The sequence below is a fragment of the Candidatus Delongbacteria bacterium genome, from assembly GCA_020634015.1.
In the GTDB taxonomy this organism is placed as follows: domain Bacteria; phylum CAIWAD01; class CAIWAD01; order CAIWAD01; family CAIWAD01; genus JACKCN01.
Window position 1 is genome coordinate 461,589 of record JACKCN010000002.1, and the last position, 22,218, is coordinate 483,806.

Annotated in this window: 20 protein-coding genes; all 20 read left to right on the forward strand. The window is 62.5% G+C overall.

The genetic code is table 11. The annotated features are described in order from the left end of the window. Entirely contained in the window at positions 1 to 237 is a 237-nt protein-coding gene (locus H6678_05995; protein ID MCB9473343.1) for an AtpZ/AtpI family protein, read from the forward strand. After that, the gene (locus H6678_06000; GenBank protein ID MCB9473344.1) at positions 230 to 526 is read left to right on the forward strand and encodes a hypothetical protein; all 297 of its coding nucleotides are present in this window, start codon (positions 230 to 232) and stop codon (positions 524 to 526) included. Before H6678_05995 ends, H6678_06000 begins: the two co-directional genes overlap by 8 nt. Beyond that, positions 523 to 1,653, forward strand: coding sequence for a F0F1 ATP synthase subunit A (atpB, locus tag H6678_06005; protein MCB9473345.1), 1,131 nt, complete (start codon positions 523 to 525; stop codon positions 1,651 to 1,653). The genes H6678_06000 and atpB overlap by 4 nt, the downstream gene beginning before the upstream one ends. Before the next feature lie 50 nt (positions 1,654 to 1,703). Then, a complete protein-coding gene (gene atpE, locus H6678_06010; protein ID MCB9473346.1) occupies positions 1,704 to 1,925 on the forward strand; it encodes an ATP synthase F0 subunit C in 222 nt (73 codons plus the stop codon). A 54-nt stretch (positions 1,926 to 1,979) separates the two neighbouring features. Next, complete coding sequence (gene atpF, locus H6678_06015) at positions 1,980 to 2,483, forward strand: F0F1 ATP synthase subunit B (GenBank protein ID MCB9473347.1); 504 nt, start codon at positions 1,980 to 1,982, stop codon at positions 2,481 to 2,483. Then, complete coding sequence (atpH, locus tag H6678_06020) at positions 2,480 to 3,022, forward strand: ATP synthase F1 subunit delta (GenBank protein MCB9473348.1); 543 nt, start codon at positions 2,480 to 2,482, stop codon at positions 3,020 to 3,022. Before atpF ends, atpH begins: the two co-directional genes overlap by 4 nt. A gap of 81 nt (positions 3,023 to 3,103) precedes the next feature. After that, positions 3,104 to 4,645, forward strand: a complete 1,542-nt coding sequence (locus H6678_06025; protein MCB9473349.1) for a F0F1 ATP synthase subunit alpha — start codon at positions 3,104 to 3,106, stop codon at positions 4,643 to 4,645. Between the two features lie 3 nt (positions 4,646 to 4,648). Beyond that, positions 4,649 to 5,515 (forward strand): ATP synthase F1 subunit gamma, encoded by an 867-nt coding sequence (gene atpG, locus H6678_06030; protein MCB9473350.1) that lies wholly within the window; start codon positions 4,649 to 4,651, stop codon positions 5,513 to 5,515. A 59-nt stretch (positions 5,516 to 5,574) separates the two neighbouring features. After that, a complete protein-coding gene (gene atpD / locus H6678_06035; protein ID MCB9473351.1) occupies positions 5,575 to 7,050 on the forward strand; it encodes a F0F1 ATP synthase subunit beta in 1,476 nt (491 codons plus the stop codon). After that, positions 7,047 to 7,457 (forward strand): ATP synthase F1 subunit epsilon, encoded by a 411-nt coding sequence (atpC, locus tag H6678_06040; GenBank protein ID MCB9473352.1) that lies wholly within the window; start codon positions 7,047 to 7,049, stop codon positions 7,455 to 7,457. The genes atpD and atpC overlap by 4 nt, the downstream gene beginning before the upstream one ends. A gap of 695 nt (positions 7,458 to 8,152) precedes the next feature. Continuing rightward, a complete protein-coding gene (locus H6678_06045) occupies positions 8,153 to 10,348 on the forward strand; it encodes a tetratricopeptide repeat protein (protein ID MCB9473353.1) in 2,196 nt (731 codons plus the stop codon). Then, positions 10,345 to 15,237 carry a tetratricopeptide repeat protein gene (locus tag H6678_06050; protein MCB9473354.1) on the forward strand — a complete coding sequence of 1,631 codons (4,893 nt, stop codon included), beginning with the start codon at positions 10,345 to 10,347 and terminating at the stop codon, positions 15,235 to 15,237. Before H6678_06045 ends, H6678_06050 begins: the two co-directional genes overlap by 4 nt. A 4-nt stretch (positions 15,238 to 15,241) precedes the next feature. Continuing rightward, complete coding sequence (locus H6678_06055; protein MCB9473355.1) at positions 15,242 to 15,577, forward strand: hypothetical protein; 336 nt, start codon at positions 15,242 to 15,244, stop codon at positions 15,575 to 15,577. After that, positions 15,578 to 15,976, forward strand: coding sequence for a hypothetical protein (locus H6678_06060; protein MCB9473356.1), 399 nt, complete (start codon positions 15,578 to 15,580; stop codon positions 15,974 to 15,976). It abuts the gene before it with no gap. Positions 15,977 to 16,032: 56 nt separating this feature from the next. Next, positions 16,033 to 16,683, forward strand: a complete 651-nt coding sequence (locus tag H6678_06065; GenBank protein MCB9473357.1) for a MotA/TolQ/ExbB proton channel family protein — start codon at positions 16,033 to 16,035, stop codon at positions 16,681 to 16,683. Continuing rightward, on the forward strand, positions 16,684 to 17,319 hold the full coding sequence (locus tag H6678_06070) for a biopolymer transporter ExbD (GenBank protein MCB9473358.1): 636 nt from the start codon (positions 16,684 to 16,686) through the stop codon (positions 17,317 to 17,319). Between the two features lie 9 nt (positions 17,320 to 17,328). Next, positions 17,329 to 17,856 carry a biopolymer transporter ExbD gene (locus H6678_06075; GenBank protein ID MCB9473359.1) on the forward strand — a complete coding sequence of 176 codons (528 nt, stop codon included), beginning with the start codon at positions 17,329 to 17,331 and terminating at the stop codon, positions 17,854 to 17,856. Positions 17,857 to 17,866: 10 nt separating this feature from the next. Beyond that, a complete protein-coding gene (locus H6678_06080; protein MCB9473360.1) occupies positions 17,867 to 18,904 on the forward strand; it encodes an AgmX/PglI C-terminal domain-containing protein in 1,038 nt (345 codons plus the stop codon). A gap of 132 nt (positions 18,905 to 19,036) precedes the next feature. After that, a complete protein-coding gene (locus H6678_06085; protein MCB9473361.1) occupies positions 19,037 to 21,556 on the forward strand; it encodes a hypothetical protein in 2,520 nt (839 codons plus the stop codon). Then, positions 21,556 to 22,206: an RpiB/LacA/LacB family sugar-phosphate isomerase gene (locus H6678_06090; GenBank protein ID MCB9473362.1), complete on the forward strand. Its 651-nt coding sequence runs from the start codon at positions 21,556 to 21,558 to the stop codon at positions 22,204 to 22,206. Before H6678_06085 ends, H6678_06090 begins: the two co-directional genes overlap by 1 nt. The last annotated feature ends 12 nt before the right edge of the window (positions 22,207 to 22,218 follow it).

Consider the following 22,218-nt stretch of genomic DNA (forward strand, 5'->3'; position numbering starts at 1 on the left):
ATGAGCGCCCCCGGCAGCGGGTATGCCAAAGCCGGCCAGCTATTGGAAGTGGGCCTGCGTTTCGGGCTCACCGTCGCACTGGGTGCCTGGGGTGGTTACAAACTGGATGCCTGGCTGGGCTGGCGCCCCTGGCTCATGATCCTGTCCACGGCAATTGCCGGAGTGGCGGGGTTCTACTGGTTGCTGCTGACAGTGAAGAGCGTCCAGCGCCGGGACGAGGAGTCCCGAGATGAATGAACTGTTGGCCGGAGGATTGTCCGGTCTTGGACTGGCCATCCTGAGCTGGTTGCTGGTGCGGCCCGCGGTGGGCCGTGATCCCCTGAGCATGATGGCCCGCCTGGTGTCGGCCTTCCTGCTGAAACTGGCGCTGGTCACCGGCGCGCTGATCGTGCTGTCGCGTGTCATGGCACACGAGAAGCTGGTGCGCTTCGCCCTTGTGTTGCTTGCGGTGTTGCTGCTGGCCAGCCTGTTGCAGGTGCTGGTCTGGGTCCTGATTCTGAAACGCAAAACGGGAACCGATTCGTGAAGTTGAACCTCCCCATTCTGCTGTTGTTGCTGGGCCTGAACCTGGCGGTGTCACCCCTGCGGGCTGAAGAGCACCCGAGCGCGGATCCGCATGCGGTGACCACCGAGACCCAGCCTGCCACGGATGCCGCAGCCTCACACGAGGAGGCCGTCGTTGACCCGCATGCCGCTCCCACCACCGAGTCACACGCCACTCCCGCACACACGGATGCGGCACACGGCACCGCTGGCGGTCATGGCGATGCCGGCGGACACGGCGAGGGTGAACACTCCAGCGGCGAACTGATCAAGCACAACATCGAGCACCATCTGGTGGACCTGCAGAAGGTGGAACTGCCCTTCGTGGCCATCGCAACCGATGGCTGGAAGATCCGTGCGCCATTCCTTGACGGCCTGCACGCGTCCACCAGCGTGGGCAACCCGATCATCAAGTGGCGTGTCGACAGTCCGGCGGGCGAGGCTTGGATTCCCGTGAGCAAGCACATGCTGTACATGTGGTTCGGCGGCCTGCTGGTCCTGCTGGCACTGCTTGCCGTGCGCGGCAATGCGGGAAGTGCCAGCCCGCGAGGCATGGGCAACCTGGTGGAAGTGTTCATCATCTTCATTCGCGATGATGTGGTTCTGCCCAACACGGGCGAGGAGGGGCTGAAGTACATGCCCTTTTTCCTGACCACCTTCTTCTTCATTCTGGGCATGAACCTGCTGGGGCTGGTGCCCTTCGGGGCCAGTGCCACGGGCAACCTCAGCGTGACGGCCGGCCTGGCCCTGAGCGCTTTCGTGATGATCCAGCTGGCGGGAATCCGTGAACACGGCGTCGTCGGCCATTTCAAGGGCCTGATGCCCCATGGCGTGCCTCTGGCGGTGGCCCCGATCCTGCTGCCCATCGAGTTTCTGGGCATGTTCACCAAGCCCTTCGCCCTCTGCGTGCGACTGTTCGCCAACATGATGGCGGGACATGCGGTGCTGGCGGCATTCATGGGCCTGATCCTCGTGCCCCTGCTGGCGCTGGGCATCGTGCCCTTCGCCACGCTGCTTTCGGTGCTGGAGCTTTTCGTGGCCTTCCTGCAGGCCTACGTTTTCGTGATGCTGACGGCAATCTTCGTGGGTGGAGCGATCCACCAACACTGATCGAACACAACACAAACACTTTTTCCCCCAAACCTCTGGAGGCTTGACAGATGGAAACTCTCGGACTCATGGGCGCCGGTATCGGCGCGGGTCTCGTGGCACTGGGCGCTGGTCTGGGCATCGGCCGCATCGGTGGAAGCGCCATGGACGGCATCTCCCGCCAGCCTGAAGCCGCCGCCAAGATCCAGACCGCCATGATCATTTCCGCGGCGCTGATCGAAGGTGTGGCCTTCTTCGCCGCCGTGATCTGCCTGCTGATCGCTCTGGGTTAATCAGGGACCGGTCGGAGTCTCCGACCGGCCTTCGGAAGACGAACGGGAGCGATGATGAAACTCAACCAGATCTTCTCGCTGGATCCCGGGTCCGTGCTCTGGACCCTGCTCACCTTCGCCCTGCTGCTGTTCCTGCTGGGCAAGTTCGCCTGGGGTCCCATTCTGGCGGGTCTGAAGGCACGCGAGCAGGGCATCAAGGACAGCATCGACAAGGCGCGCAGCGATCAGGAAGCTGCCGCCCGGGCGCGTCAGGACCACGAGCGCGAGTTGGCCTCGGGTCGTGCGGATGCCCAGAAGCTGCTGGCCGAGAGCCGCGATCGTGCCAAGAAGTACGAGGCGGAGCAGGTCGAGCTGGCCAAGGCCGAAGCGCAGAAGCTGAAGGAGAAGGCGAACGAAGAGATCGCCCTTCAGGGTCGTCAGGCTCTGCAGAATCTGCAGGGCGAGCTGGTGGACCTGACTCTGGACGCTGCCGGAAAACTGCTGGGCAAGAACCTGGATCCGGCCACTCACGCTGAGCTGGTGCGGGATTCCCTGGCCAGCCTGGGACGCCGCTCATGAGCGTCACGGGCATCGATCGCAGCTACGGGCGCGCCCTGTACGAAACGGCCGTGGAAGCCGGTGAGCTCGAGCAGAGACTGCTGGAAGTACAGGCTCTGCGCTCCGCTCTGGACACGGAGCTGGACAGCTTGCTGCTCAGCCCGAAAGTGCCCCTGGCCACACGACTGACGGTGCTCTCCGAGGTCTTTTCGGGTACCAGCCCCCAGTTTCTGCGTTTCCTGACCCTCGTGGTCAGCAAGGGACGCGCGGCCTGGCTCAAGGGCATCGCCGAGGACTTCGTGCTGAGACATGAAAGAGGCCGCGGCATTCTGCGTGGTCAGCTGGAGTCGGCCATCGTGCTGGATCCGGCACTTGAAGAGGAAATTCGCAGCGCCCTTTCCGGCCCCCTGGGCGGAACGCTGGAGCTGAGCCGCAAGGTGCGTCCCGATCTGTTGGGCGGCTTTACGGTGCGCGCGGATGGCCGGTTGCTGGATGCGTCGCTCAAGGCGCGTCTGGAAGCCTTGCGCCGTCATCTCAAGGCGGCTCGAGCCAGCGCCTGACCGGTTCCGGGAGGATCCCCGGTGCCAGCGCGGTGGTCTTCGCGGACCCGCGCCTGAACCAACGGACTACCAGGAGTAGCAATGCAAATCAGACCCGAGGAAATCACCTCGATCATCAAGAAACAGATCGCCGATTTCTCCAGCACGCTGAATCTGGAGGAAGTCGGTGAGGTGATCATGGTGGGTGACGGCATCGCGCGTGTCCATGGCCTGGACAAGGTGATGGCCGGCGAGCTGGTGGAGTTCCCCGGCGAAGTCTACGGCATGGCGATGAACCTCGAAGAGGACAACGTCGGTGTCGTGATCTTCGGTGGTGAGACATCCGTCAGCGAAGGCGACACCGTGAAGCGCACCCGGCGCATCATGGAGATCCCCGTGGGGCGCGCCCTGCTGGGCCGTGTCGTCAACCCGCTGGGCCAGCCCATCGACGGACGCGGCCCCATCGATACCAGTGAGTCCGCCCCCATCGAACGCAAGGCCACGGGCGTGATCACCCGCAGCCCCGTGAACCAGCCCCTGATGACCGGACTCAAGGCCGTGGACTCGATGATTCCCATCGGCCGGGGCCAGCGCGAGTTGATCATTGGTGACCGCCAGACCGGCAAGACTGCCGTGGCCGTGGACACCATCATCAACCAGAAGGGCAAGAACGTCGTCTGCATCTACGTGGCCATCGGCCAGAAGGGGTCCACCGTGGCGAAGGTCATGAAGACCCTCGAGGAGCACGGCGCCCTGGATCACACGATCATCGTCACGGCCAGTGCCGCCGACAGTGCCCCGTTGCAGTTCCTGGCGCCCTATTCCGGCGCTGCCATCGGCGAGTACTTCCGCGACAACGGCGAAGACGCTCTGGTGGTCTACGACGATCTGACCAAGCACGCCTGGGCCTACCGCCAGATGTCGCTGCTGCTGCGTCGTCCGCCCGGCCGCGAAGCCTATCCCGGCGACGTGTTCTATCTGCACAGCCGCCTTCTCGAGCGTGCCGCCAAGCTGGACGGCACCATGAACGAGCAGATGCGCAAGCAGGGCATCCGCAAGCCCGGTGGCAGCCTGACCGCGCTGCCGATCATCGAGACCCAGGCCGGCGACGTGTCCGCCTACATTCCGACCAACGTGATCTCGATCACCGACGGGCAGATCTTCCTCGAGAGTGATCTGTTCTATTCGGGCGTGCGTCCTGCGATCAACGTGGGCATCAGCGTGAGCCGCGTGGGAGGAAACGCCCAGACCAAGGCCATGAAGAAGGTGGCCGGTACCCTGCGCCTCGATCTGGCGTCCTACCGCGAGCTGGCGGCCTTCGCACAGTTCGGCAGTGATCTGGACAAGGCCACCCAGGCCCAGCTGGCCCGTGGCGAGCGTCTGGTGGAACTGCTGAAGCAGGGCCAGTACCAGCCCATGGAGAACCAGGACCAGGTGCTGCAGATCATGCTGGGCGTGAACGGTGTCTTCGACCGCATCGCTGCGGCCAGGGTGCGCGAGTGCGCCAGCCAGTTCGTGGATCACTTCCGCAGCGCGAACCCTGCGGTGTACGACAAGCTGCGCGACACGGGTGTACTGTCCGACGACATCCGTGACGCCGTGCTGGCTGCCGGACGCGAGTTCGTGGCCAACTTCGAGGGGTAGTCCATGCCCAATCTGAAGCAGATCAAGCGCCGCATCGGCAGCGTGAAGTCAACCCAGCAGATCACCAAGGCCATGAAAATGGTCGCGGCGGCAAAGATGCGCAAGGCGACCGAAGCCATCCAGATGGCCCGGCCCTACGCGATCAGCCTCCAGGAGGTGCTGGGTACCACGGCGGGGTCCGTGTCCGACTTCTCGCATCCGCTGCTCGAGCAGCGACCGCTGAAACGTGTGCTGTATGTGGTGGTCACGGCCGACCGTGGCCTCTGCGGCGGGTTCAATTCCAACGTGATCCGTCGTACCCAGCAGGCCCTGCGCGAGACTCCGCCCGGAGTGGAAGCCGTGCTGTTCTGCGTGGGGCGCAAGGGGCACGACTTCTTCAAGCGTCGCCCCACACCCATCGTGGAGAAGATGACCGGCCTGTTCAATGCACTGGATTTCAGCCACGCCACCTCCATCGGCGAGAGCATCCGCACCCTGTACACGTCGGGGGAAGTGGATCAGGTGGTGCTGATCTTCAATGAGTTCCGCAGTGCCGTGCAGCAGATTCTGCATCAGGATGTGCTGCTGCCGTTCAGCGTGAGCGCCGCGGAAGGTCACGGACCACACGCCACCGGCAACATTCTCTTCGAACCGGATGCGGCCACTCTGTTGGGACGCCTGTTGCCCATGCACGTCAATCGCCAGCTCTGGCGAGTGCTGCTGGACTCCTACGCGGCCGAGCAGGGTGCCAGGATGACCGCGATGGAAAGCGCCACGGAAAATGCGGGCGAGATGCTCTCGCAGCTCACCCTGCAGTACAACCGCAGCCGGCAGGCGTCCATCACCCAGGAAATCGCGGAGATCGTGGGCGGCGCCGCAGCCATCTCCTAGGACAGTTTGTGTCACGGGTCCGCGGACCTGCTTGCATCGAACGCACAGAAGGAATCGAGATGAACACAGGCAAGATTGTGCAGATCAACGGGGCGGTGCTCGACGTCGAGTTCCCCGAGGGCGACCTGCCCGCCATCTACAACTCCCTGGCCGTTGAGCGCGAGGGGGACCGGCTGATCCTGGAAGTCCAGCAGCACCTGGGCGAGAAGAAGGTGCGCTGCATTTCCATGGACGCCACCGAAGGTCTGGTGCGTGGCACCAGCGTGATGGATCTGGGCGTGCCGATCACGGTTCCCGTGGGACCCGCGACCCGTGGCCGCCTGCTGAACGTGATCGGCGAGGCCATTGACAACCTGGGCCCCGTGAACACGGACAAGCGCAACCCGATTCACCGCGAAGCCCCCAAGTTCGACCAGCTGGACACCAGCAGCGAGATCCTCGAGACGGGCATCAAGGTCATCGATCTGCTCGAGCCCTACGCCAAGGGCGGCAAGATCGGCCTCTTCGGCGGTGCCGGCGTGGGCAAGACCGTGCTGATCATGGAGCTGATCAACAACATCGCCAAGGCCCACTCGGGTCTGTCGGTGTTCGCGGGCGTGGGCGAGCGTACCCGCGAAGGCAACGACCTGCTGCGCGAAATGCTCGAGTCCAACGTGGTCAACTACGGCGAAGCCTTCGCCAAGCATTATCACGACACGGGCGAGTGGGACATCACCAAGGCCGATCCCGCAAAGATCAACGATTCGAACATCACCCTGGTCTTCGGCCAGATGAACGAGCCGCCCGGCGCGCGTGCCCGTGTGGCCCTGTCCGGTCTGGCCATCGCCGAGTATTTCCGCGACGTGGAAAATCGTGACGTGCTGTTCTTCGTGGACAATGTGTTCCGTTTCACCCAGGCCGGTTCCGAAGTGTCCGCCCTGCTGGGCCGCATGCCCAGTGCCGTGGGATACCAGCCGACTCTGGCCACCGAGATGGGCGCGATGCAGGAACGCATCACCTCGACGCGTGACGGATCCATCACCTCGGTGCAGGCCATTTACGTGCCCGCGGACGACCTGACGGACCCGGCCCCGGCCACCACCTTCATTCACCTTGACGCCACCACGGTGCTCTCCCGCAAGATCGCCGAGCTGGGCATCTATCCCGCCGTGGATCCGCTGGATTCCACCAGTCGCATCCTTGACCCGCACGTGGTGGGCGAAGAGCACTACAGCATCGCCACCGGTGTGCAGGAGATTCTGCAGCGCTACAAGGACCTGCAGGACATCATCGCCATTCTGGGCATGGACGAGCTGTCCGAAGAGGACAGGCTCACCGTGTCACGCGCGCGCAAGATCCAGCGTTTCCTCTCCCAGCCCTTCCATGTGGCCGAGCAGTTCACGGGCATGGCCGGCAAGTTCGTCTCGCTGAAGGACACGGTGCGCAGTTTCAAGGCCCTGCTTGCCGGCGAAGTGGATCATCTGCCCGAGCAGGCCTTCGCCTATGTGGGCACGATTGAAGAAGTGATTGCCAAAGCCAAATCGATGGAATCATGAGCGACACAATCTTTCATGTCCAGATCGTCACCCCGTCGGGAGGAGTGGTCTACGAGCACGGCGCGACCCATGTGCGCCTGCCCGGAGAAGATGGCTACTTCGGTATCCTGGCGCATCACGCCGACCTGATGGCCAGCCTGGGTACCGGAAAGGTGGAAATCACCGAGTCCGGTGATACCCGGGTGGAGCTTGCGCTCTGCAACGGGTTCGTCCAGATCCGGGATGGAGGCGTGAAGGTTCTTGCCGAGGCTGCGGAACGACGCGAACGCATCGATGTCGAGCGTGCGCGGGAAGCGGAAGCCCGGGCCCGCAAACGCCTCGAAAATGATTCGAACATCGATCGTGGGCGAGCCGAAGCAGCCCTGCAGCGCGCTCTGATGCGCCAGCTGGTCGCTCGCGGAAACTGAACCATCTGCCCTGATCAGAAATCGGCGGCCCCGGCGACCAGACCGGGGCCGTTCTTTTTCGCCTGGCATGGGACTTCCCACGGCATTTCTGTCGGGAATGGGAGACTGGCTGGCGGAATGTCCACCGGATCCCGCGGATGCCGGACCGCAGCCTTCAACCGGCTTGGCGAACTCTTTCGCTATTGGCCTAAAATTCGTAGAATCACGGCCCTAGCGGGGGCTTGCGGGAATGGGATTCCGCGTTCGCCCACCCCCTTGCAGCGAAGGCACTTTCAGGCAGCTGATGCCAGAAAAGGCCAGAAACTGCCACTGGATCCTGTTGGCCGGCTTCACCATTTTTCACCGTCCAGGCAACTGGAGCGTGCTTTTTCTGCAGTTACACCGTGCCCGTGACGATAACGCAAGAATTCGGGGACATCCTGACGCGGCCAGAAGCGCCCATCGTTCCCCAAGCCGGCTCCTGGCCGGTCAGAACCAGCAGCGGATGCTGCCGATGAACCGGGATCCCGCCGGACGCCACAACGCGATGCTCCTGTTCCTTTCCCCCGGGCGATCACTGGCCCGGCTGCGTCCCGATGATTTCCCCGGAGTCCCGGGCGGTGCGCAGAGTCGGAAACTGGAACACGGAACGGTAGCGTGAGTGTTCGACGGAGAACCGGTACGGCTGGACAACCCCAAGCGAACTGGAATCAGGCGTGAAACAACGCGGAACCCTGGTCTGCAGCCTGGCGGTCTGGTGTCTGTACCTGCTGGCAGGGCTCAGCCCCGTCCAGCTTGCAGCCTCTTCCGAAGAGCCCGCAGCTCCGGATTTCATCAGCGCACGACGGGACTTTCTGGCCCGGCGTCTGCACGACTTCAACTCCGAGCAGATCCTGCTGGAGAAGCAACTGGTGTGGGAGCTTCACAGCATTTACCATGCCCTCACTCTGCCCGGAGCCCGCTCGGTCTATCCCGCTTCCCAGATCACTCACATCCTCAGCAAGGAACTGCAGAGTCCGTTGGTTCTGCCCGACAGCACCCAGTCCCCGGTGGCCCGCCTGGACACCTGGGTCACGATCCAGCAGACCGATCTGGTACAACGCCTGATGCTGGCCGACGAAATCCGCACCCGCCTGCTGGCCGGTCTGGGCCCCGATGAGCTGAATCGCCAGTTCCGTCAGGATCTTGGCGAAGCGGTGGTGTCCTATGCCCGGGGCGACTTCGAGCTGGCGGCCCGCCTGCTGCACACCATCCGGATGGCCTACCCCTACACCAACGTGGATGACCTGCTGTTCTTCGAGGGCGAGGCCTGTTTCGCCGAGAACCTCTTCGACAAGGCCGGCGATCTTTACAGGCAGCTGCTGCGCCAGTACCCCGGATCCGAATTCCGGCTGGATGCCCTGCGGCACCTGTTGTACATCGAAACCTATTTCGGGCATTTCCAGCGCGCCCAGACCGAGTACACGGAGTTCCGGGACACAGCCGCCGACGGCGATCCCGAAATCTCCTACATCATGGGCATCGTGGCCTTCCAGTTGAACAATGTGCCCCGCGCCCAGGAAGTGCTCGGTCGCATTCCCCGCGACTCCTCGTACTACTACCGGGCGCAGCACCTGCAGGGTGTCTGCTGGATCCTCGAGAGCGAGTACGACAAGGCCATCGCGATCTTCGAAAGCCTGCTGGAATTGCCACTGAGCACGGTCGGGCTGGGAGATGTGGCTTACATGCACGAAGACGCCCGGATCAAGCTGGGGCATCTGTACTTCGAAAAGGGCGACTTCGAGGGCGCCGCAAGCATGTTCTCCAGCATCGATCTGGGCAGCGAGTGGTACGACGATGCACTGATCGGCCAGGCCTGGTCGGATCTCAATCTGGCCGACTACGAGAACGCGGCCCAGCGTGCCCGTTCCTTGGCCGAACACCTTCCAGAGAGCGAGTACCTCTACGAAGCCCGCACCCTGGCCGGCTATGCCAACGAGAAACTTGAGAATTCCGAGGAGTCGGCCGCGGATTACAGCGTGGTGCTGGATCACGCCGAGCGCAGCGAAGAATTGCGCACGCTGATGGCCGAACAGGGCGAGATCCAGACCCAGATCCGCCGGATGGCCCAGCTGGAGGAAGATGTGTTCGTGACGGGCAACTCCGCCAACTGGCAGGAGTATCTCGATCTGCGGGCATCCCTGCGCCAGACCTTCCGCCGGATCAAGTACACGGAACTGGCTGCCGCCAACAAGGAGATGAAGGACTATCTGGACGAGCGCAAGCTGATCCTTGACATTCGTGACCAGCTGGGCACCTTCGATGGTCCCATGGACAGCTGGGATGGCAGCACCACCAACAGTTACATGGAACTGCGTGAACGTGTCCAGCAGCTGATGGGGCAGATTCGCGTCGCCGGTCTGGTCCAGATCCGTCGCAATCCGGTGGTTCTCAAGGAGAACGAAAGCCAGATGGCCAAGGCCATGGTCGACAGCCTGATGTTCAGCAGCAAGGTGGAACTGGAGCAACTGGACCAGCGCCAGAATGAATTGCGCGAGAGTCGCACAATGACGGGGACGGCCAGCGTGACACAACTGGAACGGGCCGTACTCACCGAGCGCTTCGCCAATCTGGGCGAACGCCTCGATCGCTGGCGTGTGTCCACCGAGTCACGACGTGACGCTCCGTTCTCCAGCGATCTGCCCCACTGGTCCAATCTGGCCTTCTCGCGCCTGGTGCTGGGGGACATCCGCTTCGACGAACTGGAAAAGCTGGATGAACGCATCCGGGAACTCGAAGGGTACCTCGAACGCATCGATTCCCTGCTCAAGGGAGATTCTGCTCCCGCACCGGGTGGTACCGGTACGTCGGTGTCCGCTGACCAGGAACAGGGACTGTTGCCCGCAGGCGCCAATGGGGAGGCGCGCGAATGAGGCACTCGCTCTGGTTGCTCTATCTGCTGCTGTTGACCGGATCCCTGCACGCCCGTGAAATCGCCGAAATCGACGAACCGGTTCTGGCACGCTGGCAGGAAATCTCACAACTGCAGGTCAGCGAGAAGACACAGTCGTACATCGCCGAAGGCACCAGGATCCTGGAGCGCTATCGCGAACTCCAGGAGCTGGAGAAGTCCGCGTCCGACAATACCGATCACACCAGCATCGGAATCGAGGTCGCCAAGCTGAAACTGAAGCTGGTGAGCCTGCTCAAGACCATTGAGGAGGCCGCGCTCTTCGAAATGGATGCACGCCAGCTGGACGATCTGCGTGTGCGCTACGAGGCCGAGCTGGAAGAGCTGCGGAAGCTGCGCGAAGATCTGCGGGCCGATATTCTCAGCAAGGGCGAGAACTTTCTGGCCGACTATCGCCGCAAGCTGAGCCTGCAGAAATTCCGCCAGCGTGATGTGGTGGCCAAGCTCTGCCTGCAGCTTGCCGAGCTGTATTACGAGAAGACCCAGGACGACTACTTCGCCCGCCTGGATGCACAGCTGGACCGCGTGGACAAGGGGCTTCCGCCCGGTGCCGAACCGATCCGGAACTTCTACGATGCGGTGAACAAGTACCAGCGCATCGTGGACGAATTCCCGTATTCCGAGTACATGGATGATGCCCTCTACAATCTGGCCTACATCCGCGAGAACTCACTGGATGAGGCGGAACAGGAAGCCAGTCGTCGGCTCTACGAGCAGCTGGTGCGTGACTTTCCCCAGAGCCGCTACGCTCCCGAATCATGGATGCGGCTCGGCGAGTTCTGGTTCCGCAACACCGAGACCGATTTCGATACGGCCATCGGTCGGGCCATCGAGAGCTACGGACACGTGCTCGAGTATCCTGATTTCGATGCCCGTGAGAAGGCCCTCTACAAGCTGGGCTGGTGCCACTATCGCAAGGGCGACAACGAGCGCAGCGTGGAGTACTTCTCCGAGGCCGTGCTGCACGCCATGGGACTGGGCGAGGAGCGCCAGGACCTGAAGGACGAATCGGTCACCTACATCGCCGTGAACTACGCCGATCCCGATTGGGATCAGGCCGACATTGGTCACCTCACACCCTTCGTGCGCGACAACCCCGCCGTGCGCGCCGGATATGGCTTCCAGTTGCTGGAAACCTATGGTGACATCTACCAGACCCAGATCCAGGATTGGGGCAAGGCGGTGGCGGCCTACGACAGCCTGCTGACCCTGTACCCGGACGAGGCGCGCGCGCCCTTCATCCAGGAGAAGATCATCGCCTGTTATGGGCCGGGCGCACTCAACGACCCTTCGATGGCATACATCGAAAAGAACCAGCTCTTCGACCAGTACAACCCCGAGACGGCCTGGGCCGCCAATCAGGATTCCGCCGACGTGGCCGAGCTGCCCGCCCTGCTGAACCAGAACCTGCGGGAAAACGTGGTCATTGCCTTGCACAAGGCCTACGACACCCACCAGCGCGAGAACTTCGACGCCTACGTGGATCTCAGCCGCAAGTACCTGCGCACCTTCCCGGAAGACACCTCGGCGTTCAACATCCACTGGAACCTGGCCAAGGTGCTCGAGAGCGAACTGAAGCAACCGGAACTGGCTTACGACGAATACATGGCCATCGCGGCGGCCTATCCTGAGCGCAATGTGCGCGACGCGGCCTACAACGCGATCATCATGTCGGAAACCCTGGTGGGCAATGAAGGGACGCTTGAAGCCGTGCTGTTGCCCGGCCAGTCCCCCGATCAGGAATACCAGGCCAGCGAGCTGACCCCGATGGAGCAGAAGAAGCTGACGGCACTGCTCAGTTTCGTCGAAGGTTTCCCTGAAGACCCCGAAGCTGCTGGCTATCTGATGGTTGCAGCCAAGCTGTACTACAACCACAGCGATTTCTCGGCGGCCGGTACCCTGTTCGATCGTCTGATTGCCGAGTATCCCGACGCCAGCACTCACGAAGAAGCCTACGCGCTCAAGCTTGAAGGCCAGTTCGCCCAGCGCGACTTCGCCGCGGCCGAAGCCACCGCCAAGACCATCCAGCAACTGGGGCTTTCCGGCGCCACCCTGGACAAGGCGCGCGAGCGGCAGGCCCAGAGCGTGTATGCCTCGGCCCAGGACCTGCAGAAGGGGGACGATCACCTGGCCGCTGCCCGCGAGTTCAAGCGTGTCGCGCTGGAGATTCCCGATGCCGAGTTCGCTGACGCGTCGCTCTTCGATGCGGCCGACGAGTTCAAGAAGGCCGGCGTCTTTGATGAATCCGCCGAGACCTATCTCTACCTGGCCGACACCTATCCCCAGTCCAGTTTTGCCGACAGGGCCGTGTCCCTGGCCGCGTTCATCCAGATGCAGGAGCTGGAACAACCCGGGAAGGCCGCTCAGACCTTCGAACGCCTGGCCATGGACTATCCGCAGAGCGAGCACGCGCGCACGGCGATTCTCAACTCGGCCTACACCTACGAGCAGGAGAAGGACTGGACCAGCACGATCCGCATGAACCAGCTCTACGTGGATCGTTATCCCACGGCCGAGGACGCCAACGCGATCCTCTTCGCCAATGCGGGACTGTATCTCAAGCTGAACGACATCACGAACGCCAACCGGATCTACGCGGACTTCGCGGCCCGCTTCCCGGGCGATCCCCGCACCGTACAGGCCTTCACCGAGCGTGGCAACTGGTTCATGGAAAACGACCAGCGGGAGCAGGCACGTGCCGAGTACGAGTCCGCCGTCCGCCGCAACCGCGATCTGGTGGCCGCCGGTGGCCCGGGCAACCCCTTCTATGCCTCCAAGGCTCTGCGCCAGACCGTGGAATGGGCCGTCGAGAGTTACAACGCCCTCGCCCTGCACCAGCCCGAACCGGTGTTCAATCAGGATGTGGCGGAGAAGAAGCGCCGGCGTGATGCGATTCTCGATGACCTTGCTGAACTGCTGGCTTTCGGCACGGGTGACGTGTTCCGTGCCCGGTACCTCATGGCGGATGCCCACGCGGAGTTCGCACGGGCCTGGCGCGATCAGGAGCGTCCCGCGTGGAAAACGGACGAAGAGCGCGTGCAGGGCGAAATCGGCATTCAGAACACGGCACACGATCTGGCCCAGGTGGCCCTGACGTCCTTCATCGCCACCACCAAGGAGCTGGAAGGCGCCATCGAGTCCCTCAAGAAGCAGCAGTTGGCGCACGAGGCACGTGTCCAATCCCTGCAGGACTGGCTGACGGCCAGCATGGGCGACAGCACGGCCGCCCGCAAGGACAGCCTGAACCTTCAGCCCCGCTTGACCAAGGCCGGAGATGAGTTGACGCGCTCTCTCGAAGAAAGTCAGCTCTGGACGACCCGCAGCCGCGAACAGGTGCCCGAGATCGTGCTGGCGGACATGAGCCTCTACGAATCACGAGTGGATCTGGCTCTGGCCCTGCCGTCCCGCCAGACGGATCTCTTTCTGCGTGCGGCGGACATCGACCGCAACATTCTCGGCGGGGCAGCCCTCGTCACGACCCAGTCGGCCATCGAAGGCTGGAACCAGGGACTTGAGACCATCGCCCAGGTCGGACTGGCCCGGATCTGGCGCCCCAGGGTCCAGGAACGTGTCGCGGTATTGGCGCAGAAACTGCCGCGAGCCTACCACCAGTTCGCGCTCGCCAATGAGCGTGACCTGCTGGCCCAGCTCGAAGCCTACGAGACCGTGATCGGCAAGGGCGAAGACTACAAGGATCGCCAGGGCCGCGACGAAGTGGATTACGGCAATGACCTGCTGGACATGGCCGAATTCAATCAGGGGTATGCCCGCAACTCGCTGACGATCCACGGCAGCGTGATCGAACTGCTGGATGCCAACTCCCTGTCGCACGATCTGAGCCAGTCACTGTGCGACAGCATGCTTGCGCGCGCCTTCCGCCTGGAGCAGGGTGCCCGCGCATTGCTGGACACGCTGAGCATTCACAAGGAGACCTTCTGGCAGCAGTTCACGGAAACCGCCAGCTTCGTCTACGAAGATGCCCACAACACGTGCGAGGATGCGATCTACTCCCTCGAGAAGAGTGGTCAGGACCTGTTGCTGGCCTGTGAGCCGGTGGTGACCGCCTGGAATCCTGACGGTCTGGAAAGCCGCAAGCTGCTTTACAGTCTGGCCAAGATCGACCCGCAGCAATTCGGCGATCGTTTCGGGCTCGGCGAACGCAATGTGACCCTTGGAAGTGGGCCGGACTGGCTGGTGACACCCGTATACCGCGAAGGCTTCGATGCCGGGGAAACGGACCTGACCGGCTGGGATTCGGCCGTGACCAGAAGTCTGCCCGCATTGACGGCCCTGGTGCCCGAGGCGCGCCCGATCTGGAAACCCATGACACGCGCGATCGACACTCTAACGGTGGCTCTGTCCGCACTTGAGCCCGGTGCCAACGTGCTGGATACCCTTGGAGTCCAGCCGGACGGGGAGACCCTGCTTCGGGTCCTGCAGGAATCCCGCGGACAGGCCGGGGTTGCCGACACGGCCTACTTCCGCAGTTCATTCGAGCTGACCGGGACGCCGACCTCGGCGAGCATCGCGATTGCCGCGGATGACAACTTTTATCTTTTCTTCAATGGTGAGTACATTGACGAGGTCCACACGCAGCCTGGATCCATCACCGACCGCAAGGAATACGACCTTGGCGAATTCGTTCGCGAGGGAAGGAACACGATTGCGGTGGAAGTCGAAGATGCTGACGGCAGCAGCGGTGGTCTGAGTGTCTGGATTGACGTGCGCGAAATGCAGCGCCTGACCGATGATCTGTTCGAGGAACAGATCCGCCGTGAGACGGCAGAACGGGAAACCCTGAGAAAGAGTCAACAGAAGAACCGGATCTATGACAAGAACCGTGTGGATTAGCCCCTTGCTGGCCCTGGTTCTGGCGCTTTCCGCCCGGGCACAGGACGATTACCTGATTCTGGACGAGGTTGCCATCGAGGGAGAGGTTCGTGAACCTTCGGTGGAGATCATCGCGTCGCGCATGAAACCGGTGCTTTCGACCTTTCGCCTGGAGAAGTCTTTTCTGGCCAAGCTCAAGACTCCGGATTCCCACATTGTCAGCCTGAATCCTGGCATCCGGCTGGAGCAGCGGATCACGGATCCCGATCCTCTGCTGCGCCGCGAACGGGAGCTTGGTCGGTCGACCGCGCCTGCAACGTCTTCGACCCCGAAGAGTTCCAGTCCCAACGAGGAGAAGTAAGTGAGCAGCACCCCCGAAAGACCTGCGGTTCCATCCTCCTCCCTCGGCACCCGCATGGTGGAACTGTGCAAGGACAAAGCCGAATTCCGGAAGGCGCTGGATGGCCTGAAGCCCATGGAAGTGCTGGAAGTGCAGACCTTCTTCTGGGACTTCTGTCTGCGCCTTGCGGAGCAGAAGGGTGCCACCCTGCCGCGTGCCCGCATCACGCGAGACATGATGCCCACAGGCAGCTATCAGCATTCCGTCGGCTGCAACGAGCGCATGGATTATTGCCGCGCCAACATCTGTGTTTTCACCAACCCCAACTGCGCGAGCACGAAGCTGCGCGGAATCATCGAGAACCTCCGGCAGGTGATTGTGGAACTGCTGGAAGAATCACCGGACAGGCCAAAGGACTGAACCCAGTGTTCAGCACACAAGAATTCAAATCGCCATCGTGACACGGAGGACGACCCATGACCGTACTAGTGAAGCTCCTGAGCCAGTTCAGCCCGTCGAATGACGGCGCGTTCTTCTTCTGGATTCTGGCCATCTTCGGATTGTTGGCCTTCAGCCTCGCCATCGAGCGCCTGTTGACCGTGAACATCAAGTCCAACATCGACGCGGAGAAGTTCTCGAGCGATGTGCGCGCCATGATCCAGAAGGGCGATCTGAAGAATGCCCACGAGCTGGCGAAGGCGAATTCCGAAAAGGCGCTGGCCTATGTCTACTCCCGGGCCCTCCAGGTTGCCGTGGGCATGGAGTACATCGACTATCGCAACATCCAGAATGCGGTTGACGAAGCCACCCTGGAGATCATGCCCCGTCTCACCAAGCGTACCAGCTGGCTGCAGACCTTCGCCAACGTGGCGACCCTGATCGGTCTGATGGGAACGATCTACGGTCTGATCCTGTCCTTCGAGGCGCTGGCCTCCGCCGGTGCCGGCAGCAGCAACGCTCTGGCCGCCGGTATCTCCACCGCCATGCTGACCACGCTGGCCGGTCTGATGGTCGCCATTCCCTGCATGCTGTGCTTCAGCCTGATCAACAACAAGACCAACCAGATCATGGCCGAGATCGACGAGTACTCGGTCAAGCTGATCAACCTGATCACCGGGAGCAAATAAGTGGCCTTCAAACCCAGCGCCAAGCGGAAGTATGCCCCCACCTCGGAAGAACTGGATCTGACTCCGGTGATGAATCTGGTGGTGGTGCTGATTCCCCTGCTGCTGGCCTCGGCCGAATTCGTGAAGCTGGGGCTGCTGGAGTCGCGCCTTCCTTCCGCGGGCGCAGCAGGTCCGGGTGGCCTGCCGCAGCAGGAGGCTCCCAAGGAGAAGATGAACCTGATGGTCAACGTTGACAGTGTCGGGTTCTCGATTTCCGTGTTCAATCAGACCGAAGCCAGTGATCCAAGTGGCAGGTACTTCCAGAAGGTTCTGCGACTGTCCGATGGCGAACTCGATTTCGACGGACTGGGCGAAGTCCTGCATGAGATTCATTCGACCGTGGTGGCACCTGCCCTGCTGGGCGAAGTGCAGAACAAGGATGACGCCGGGCGACCGGTCTTCAACCTTGATGGTACACCCCAGATGGTCAATGACTACAAGTACGAGGACGCGGAGAACGTGGTGATCACCGCTCCCAACGCACTGGAATTCCAGGATCTGGTATCGATCATGGATGTGGCCCGCATGTGGAAGAACGAGGATGGCACGGAACAGGTCGTGATGTTCCCCACCCCCTTGCTGGGCAAGATCCAATAGGAGAGCTTCATGGCCGCTGCACCTTCGCATATGAGGAAACACCGGGGATCGCAGGAGGAAACGATTCCTCTGGCATCCATGATGGACATGATGACCATCATCCTGCTGTTTCTGCTGAAGAGCTACTCGACCTCCGGTGGTCTCGTGACACAGGTCGACAAGCTGGAATTGCCGGGATCGAGCAGCAAGATCGCCCCCAAGAGCGCCCTGTCGATCGCTGTGGATGCCGGACGTTCGGGCAGTGCACCGGGCATCTACGTGGAAGTGAACGGCACTCGTACCGAAATGCTTGACGGGGGCGAGGTGCTTGACGTGAACGCGACCTCAAGCATGGAACTGCCCGTGTTGAAGGCTTTTCTCACCGAGAAGGCCAGCGAGGCGCGGGAGAGCGAGAGCCGCTATGGAATTCCCTTCACCGGAACGATCACGATCCAGGCGGACAAGGCCATCAACTACAACTCGGTACTGAAGGTGCTTCAGACCTGCGCGGATGCTGGCTATCCCAAGACCGATTTCGTGATCATCAAAGAGGAATAGGAGGGCGGTCGTGGCCGCATCATCGACAGCCTTGGCTGTATACAACCGCAAGCTCTTCAAGAACCCGGACTGGACGCTGATCATCATCACGGCGGTTCTGGGTGTCTGTGAGCTGCTCCTGATTCTCTGGGGAATCAACACCGAACTGCCGCAGATGAGTCAGGATCAGGCGAAGGAATTCTTCGCTCGCCGCTACCAGACCATCCAGAAGGTGGAAGCGCCTCCCGTGGAAGTCACCGCCGAACCGGAAGTGGCTCAGGTGGCCAATCTTCCCGCGGAAGAGACGGCAGTGCGTCAGGAAGAAGCGACAGAACAACTCGAGAAGCCCGCCGAGCGCCAGCAGCAGAGCGTGCAGGAACAGCGTGAAGCCCGCCGTCAGCGAGGCGAGGAACGCCAGTCACGTCGTGCCGCGATGGAGCAGCAGGTCATCAACAACCAGGGTGGAGTCGCCCTTGTGGTTGGCCAGGGCACCGGATCCGGCGCCAGCGATCTGGTGGACGCCGCCCGTGTGACCGCCGGCGAAGGCATTGGCATGACGGGTGTCACAGGGCTGGTCACCGGCAGTCAGGCCGAGGATGTGCGCCGCCTGCGGACCGATGCTCCCACCGGGGGCGGCAGCGGAGGCGTGGATCTGGGCTCGGCGATTTCCGCCGTGGACGCGGGTGTGGCCGGTGGCACCGTGGGTGACCTGCGCATGGGCGAAGTGGAAACCTACGACCGCAGCGGCAAGTTCACCGCCGAAGCCGCACGCAGTCCCAAGGCCCTCGACGGTGTCATCTCCGGATACACGCCCGGCCTGAAGGATTGCTTCGAGCAGCAGTTGCGCCGTCAGGCGGGGCTGAATGGCTCGATTCTGGTCCGCTTCACGATTGCTCCCGACGGCTCGGTCAAGGACGTCAACTTCACCCAGAACCGCTGGAGCGACGAACGTGCTGGCGAGCGGGTTGAATCCTGCATGAAGCGCAAGGTCCAGAGCTGGCAGTTCGATCCCGTGGACGCCAGCCTCGGGGACTTCAAGGCCGGCCGGAAATTCACTTTCGGCTCGTGATGCCTTTGACAGGAAAACCGGGCGGGGCCTGTCGTGGACAGGTCCCGCTTTTTTTGTGATCCCGGCCGGGCCCACCGGATCCGACCGCTGGCCTTTTGTACTTTCGGCCTTTCCAGAACAAGTCATGGATCCATGAAGCTTCTTCTTCTGCTGCTGATCTGCCAGGTGCTGGGGGCGACTCCCCGCTTCCTCCAGCCCCCCGCGTCCGACTCGCGCTGGCATCTGCCCGGCGACAGTCTGGACTATCTCCAGCTGGCTCTCAACGGCAATTGGAGCTGGCACGATCCTGCTGACGGAAGCAGCGGGTCGTGTACGGTTCCCTCCTGTTTCCCCGAGCCGACCGAAGAACTGGTTTTCTCCAGGGACTTCATCCTGCCCGATCCCGGAGCGAACCGCGAAAGCAGCCTCTGGTTCGGGGCCATGAATCACACGTGCCGCGTGTATCTCAATGGCGAGTTCCTGGGCAGTCACGCCAATGGCAGCACCAGTTTCGAGCTGCCGATTCCCGAGAGCCTGCTGAAGCCGCTGGACAGCAATCGGCTGGAGATCCAGGTCGAGCGCGGATTGTCCTCCAAGATCTCGCTGCCGCTCAAGGTGCAGAGCTGGGACCCTTACAACTATGGTGGCATCTACCGTGAGGTGGTGCTGCTCCAGCGCCCGCGTGTCCGGATTGAGGATCTCAACTGGAATCTCGTCAGTGGCAACCGGCCGGGACTGGAACTGAACGCCCTGCTGCGCAGCCTTGAACTGGTGAAGATCGGCCAGGACAGTCTGGCGGGGCCCCTGCCGCTTGAATTGCAGGCTCGGCTCCTTGACCAGGACGGCACCGAGATGGGCCGTGTCACCGTTCAGACCCGGCTCAATCGCCAGGAGAATCGTGCTGTGCCGCTCTCGCTGGGGGCAGCTGGCATTGAAAACTGGTCGCCTGAATCCCCGAGACTGTACACGCTCGAGGTGTCCCTCTTCCAGGGCACCGAGTTGCTGCATCGTGTCCGGCGCACCACGGGATTCCGGGAACTTCAGGTCCAGGGCAGCCGACTGCTGCTGAATGGAGCGGATCTCGAGGTTCGTGGCATCCGTTACCTCTCGCAGCATCCGGTCAGCGGCAGCGCGATGAGCGTGCGACAGTACAGCCAGGACATGGAAACCATCAAGAACCTGGGAGCCAATCTGGTCTTGCTGGCGGCCGGTGCCGGGCATCCCGGATTGATCGAGCTGTGCAACCGCATCGGGCTGCTTGTGATCGAGGAATTGCCGGCCTGTCAGGTGCCACCGCCTCTGCTGGCCCAGGACGGCTTCCTGCCCCTGGCGCGCAGTTATCTGCAGGAAATCATCTTGCGTGACCGCAACCAGCCCTGTCTGCTGGCCGTCAGTCTGGGCAGCGGACTGGACCTGGGGGACAGTCGGGGCCTGGACTTCGTCACCGGACTTCAGGATCTGCGCGCGCTGGATCACAGTCTGTTGTTCACCGGCAGCGTACTTGGACTGGAAGGCGCCCAGGCCAGTGGACTGGATCTGCTGCTGGTGGAAGACCGCGAGCCCGAGCTGCCGGCCGACCCCGGCCTGCCGATGATTCTGGCCGGAATCGGACTGCCCGTGGAGCCGGAGAATCAGGAAGGCTACGCCAACCCCTGGAGCAGCCTGCGCCAGGCACGACACATTCAACAGCGGCTGCTGGAGCTGCGTGAGCGCAGTGATATCGACGGTGCCCTCATCGACAGTTATGCCGACTGGCGCGGGGGGCGTCCCCTGCTCTGGGTACCACCCGGAAGTGATGCCTACAATTGCCCGCGTGGCATCGTCACGGCCGACCGTGTGACACGCGCGGCCTTCAACGAGGTGCGCAGTCTTTTTGGCAACGGCACCGGCACGACGCTGACCCGGGGCGAGTTCCAGCCCGATCGCCCGCTCGAGTATCCCATGGCGGGCTTCCTGCTGCTGATCCTGCTGCTGGTGGGACTCAAACAGAACAAGGTCTTCGCCCAGAATCTGAAACGCAGTTTCGTGCACAGCCACGGATTCTTCAGCGATGTGCAGGACAACCGGGTTTACCAGCTGGGGCAGTCCTTCTTCATTGGCCTGCTGATCTGTGGCGCCAGCGGAGTGCTGTTCTCGAGTCTGTTGTACGACATGCGCAAGTCCCTGCTGGTGGATCACCTGCTGGGGCAGATCCTGGTCTTCAACGAACTGAAGGAATGGGTTTCGGCACTGGCCTGGCAGCCGGTGGTCTCCATGCTGACTCTGGCGGCCGTCACCCTGGCGCTGGGACTGGCCGCCACGGTAGGGCTGCGCATTCTGGGGTTGCTCTTCAACGCGCGATTCAGTTTCGGACAGGCCCTGACCTTCATGGCCTTCGCCTGTGCGCCACTGCTGTTCTGCATCGTGCTGGGCAGCCTGCTTTTCCGCTTGCTGCAGATTCCCAGCCTGCTGTTGCCGACCCTGATCACGGCGCTGCTGCTGCCCACCTGGTCGATTCTGCGTCTGGTCAAGAGCCTGCGCATCGCCTTCGGATCCAGTTTCCTCTGGGCCGCCCTGCTGATCGCTGTCGTGCTCTCGGTGTTGCTGGCTCTGGTATTCGCCTATTACGAGAACAGTCACAGCCTGCTGGAATACTGGAACTACTATTCGCGTGCGTATCGGGGAGGTGTCTGATGGCCGGAGGCGTGTCACGTCTGATCACTGCGGAAGTGGTTCTGGAGGCGCACCGCACCGGACGAAGCCTGGCCAGGGATTCCTCGACCCGGATCACGGACGAGGCCCGGGACCTGGCGGCCCGTCTGGGAGTGGCCATTGGCAGCCCGGCCCCCGAATTGCCCGGAGAGACACCCGTGCGCGGCGGTGACACCAGAGTCCAGGTCGTGATCGGAAGTGATCACGGGGGCTATGAACTGAAATCCGCGCTCAAGATCGTGCTGACCAAGGCCGGATACACGCTCAAGGACGTGGGATGTCAGGGTGCTGCCGCGGTGGATTATCCCGACTTCGCACGGGAGGTGGCGAGCTGTGTCGCACGCGGAGATGCCGCGCGTGGAGTGATGATTGACACCATAGGGGTGGCGTCCGCGATGGTCTGCAACCGGGTGGCCGGATGCCGGGCCGCCGCCTGCGAATCAATGACGAGCGCTCTCTCCAGCAGACGGCACAACGACGCCAACATCCTGACCCTGGGCGCCAGTCTGCACACGGTGGAGCAGGCCGCGGCCATGCTGCTGGCCTGGCTGGGCGAAGCCTACGAAGGTGGCCGGCACCAGCGCCGCGTGGACAAGATCATGGCACTGGACTCACGCACTCGTCCCCGCTGAGCACGGGCGGTG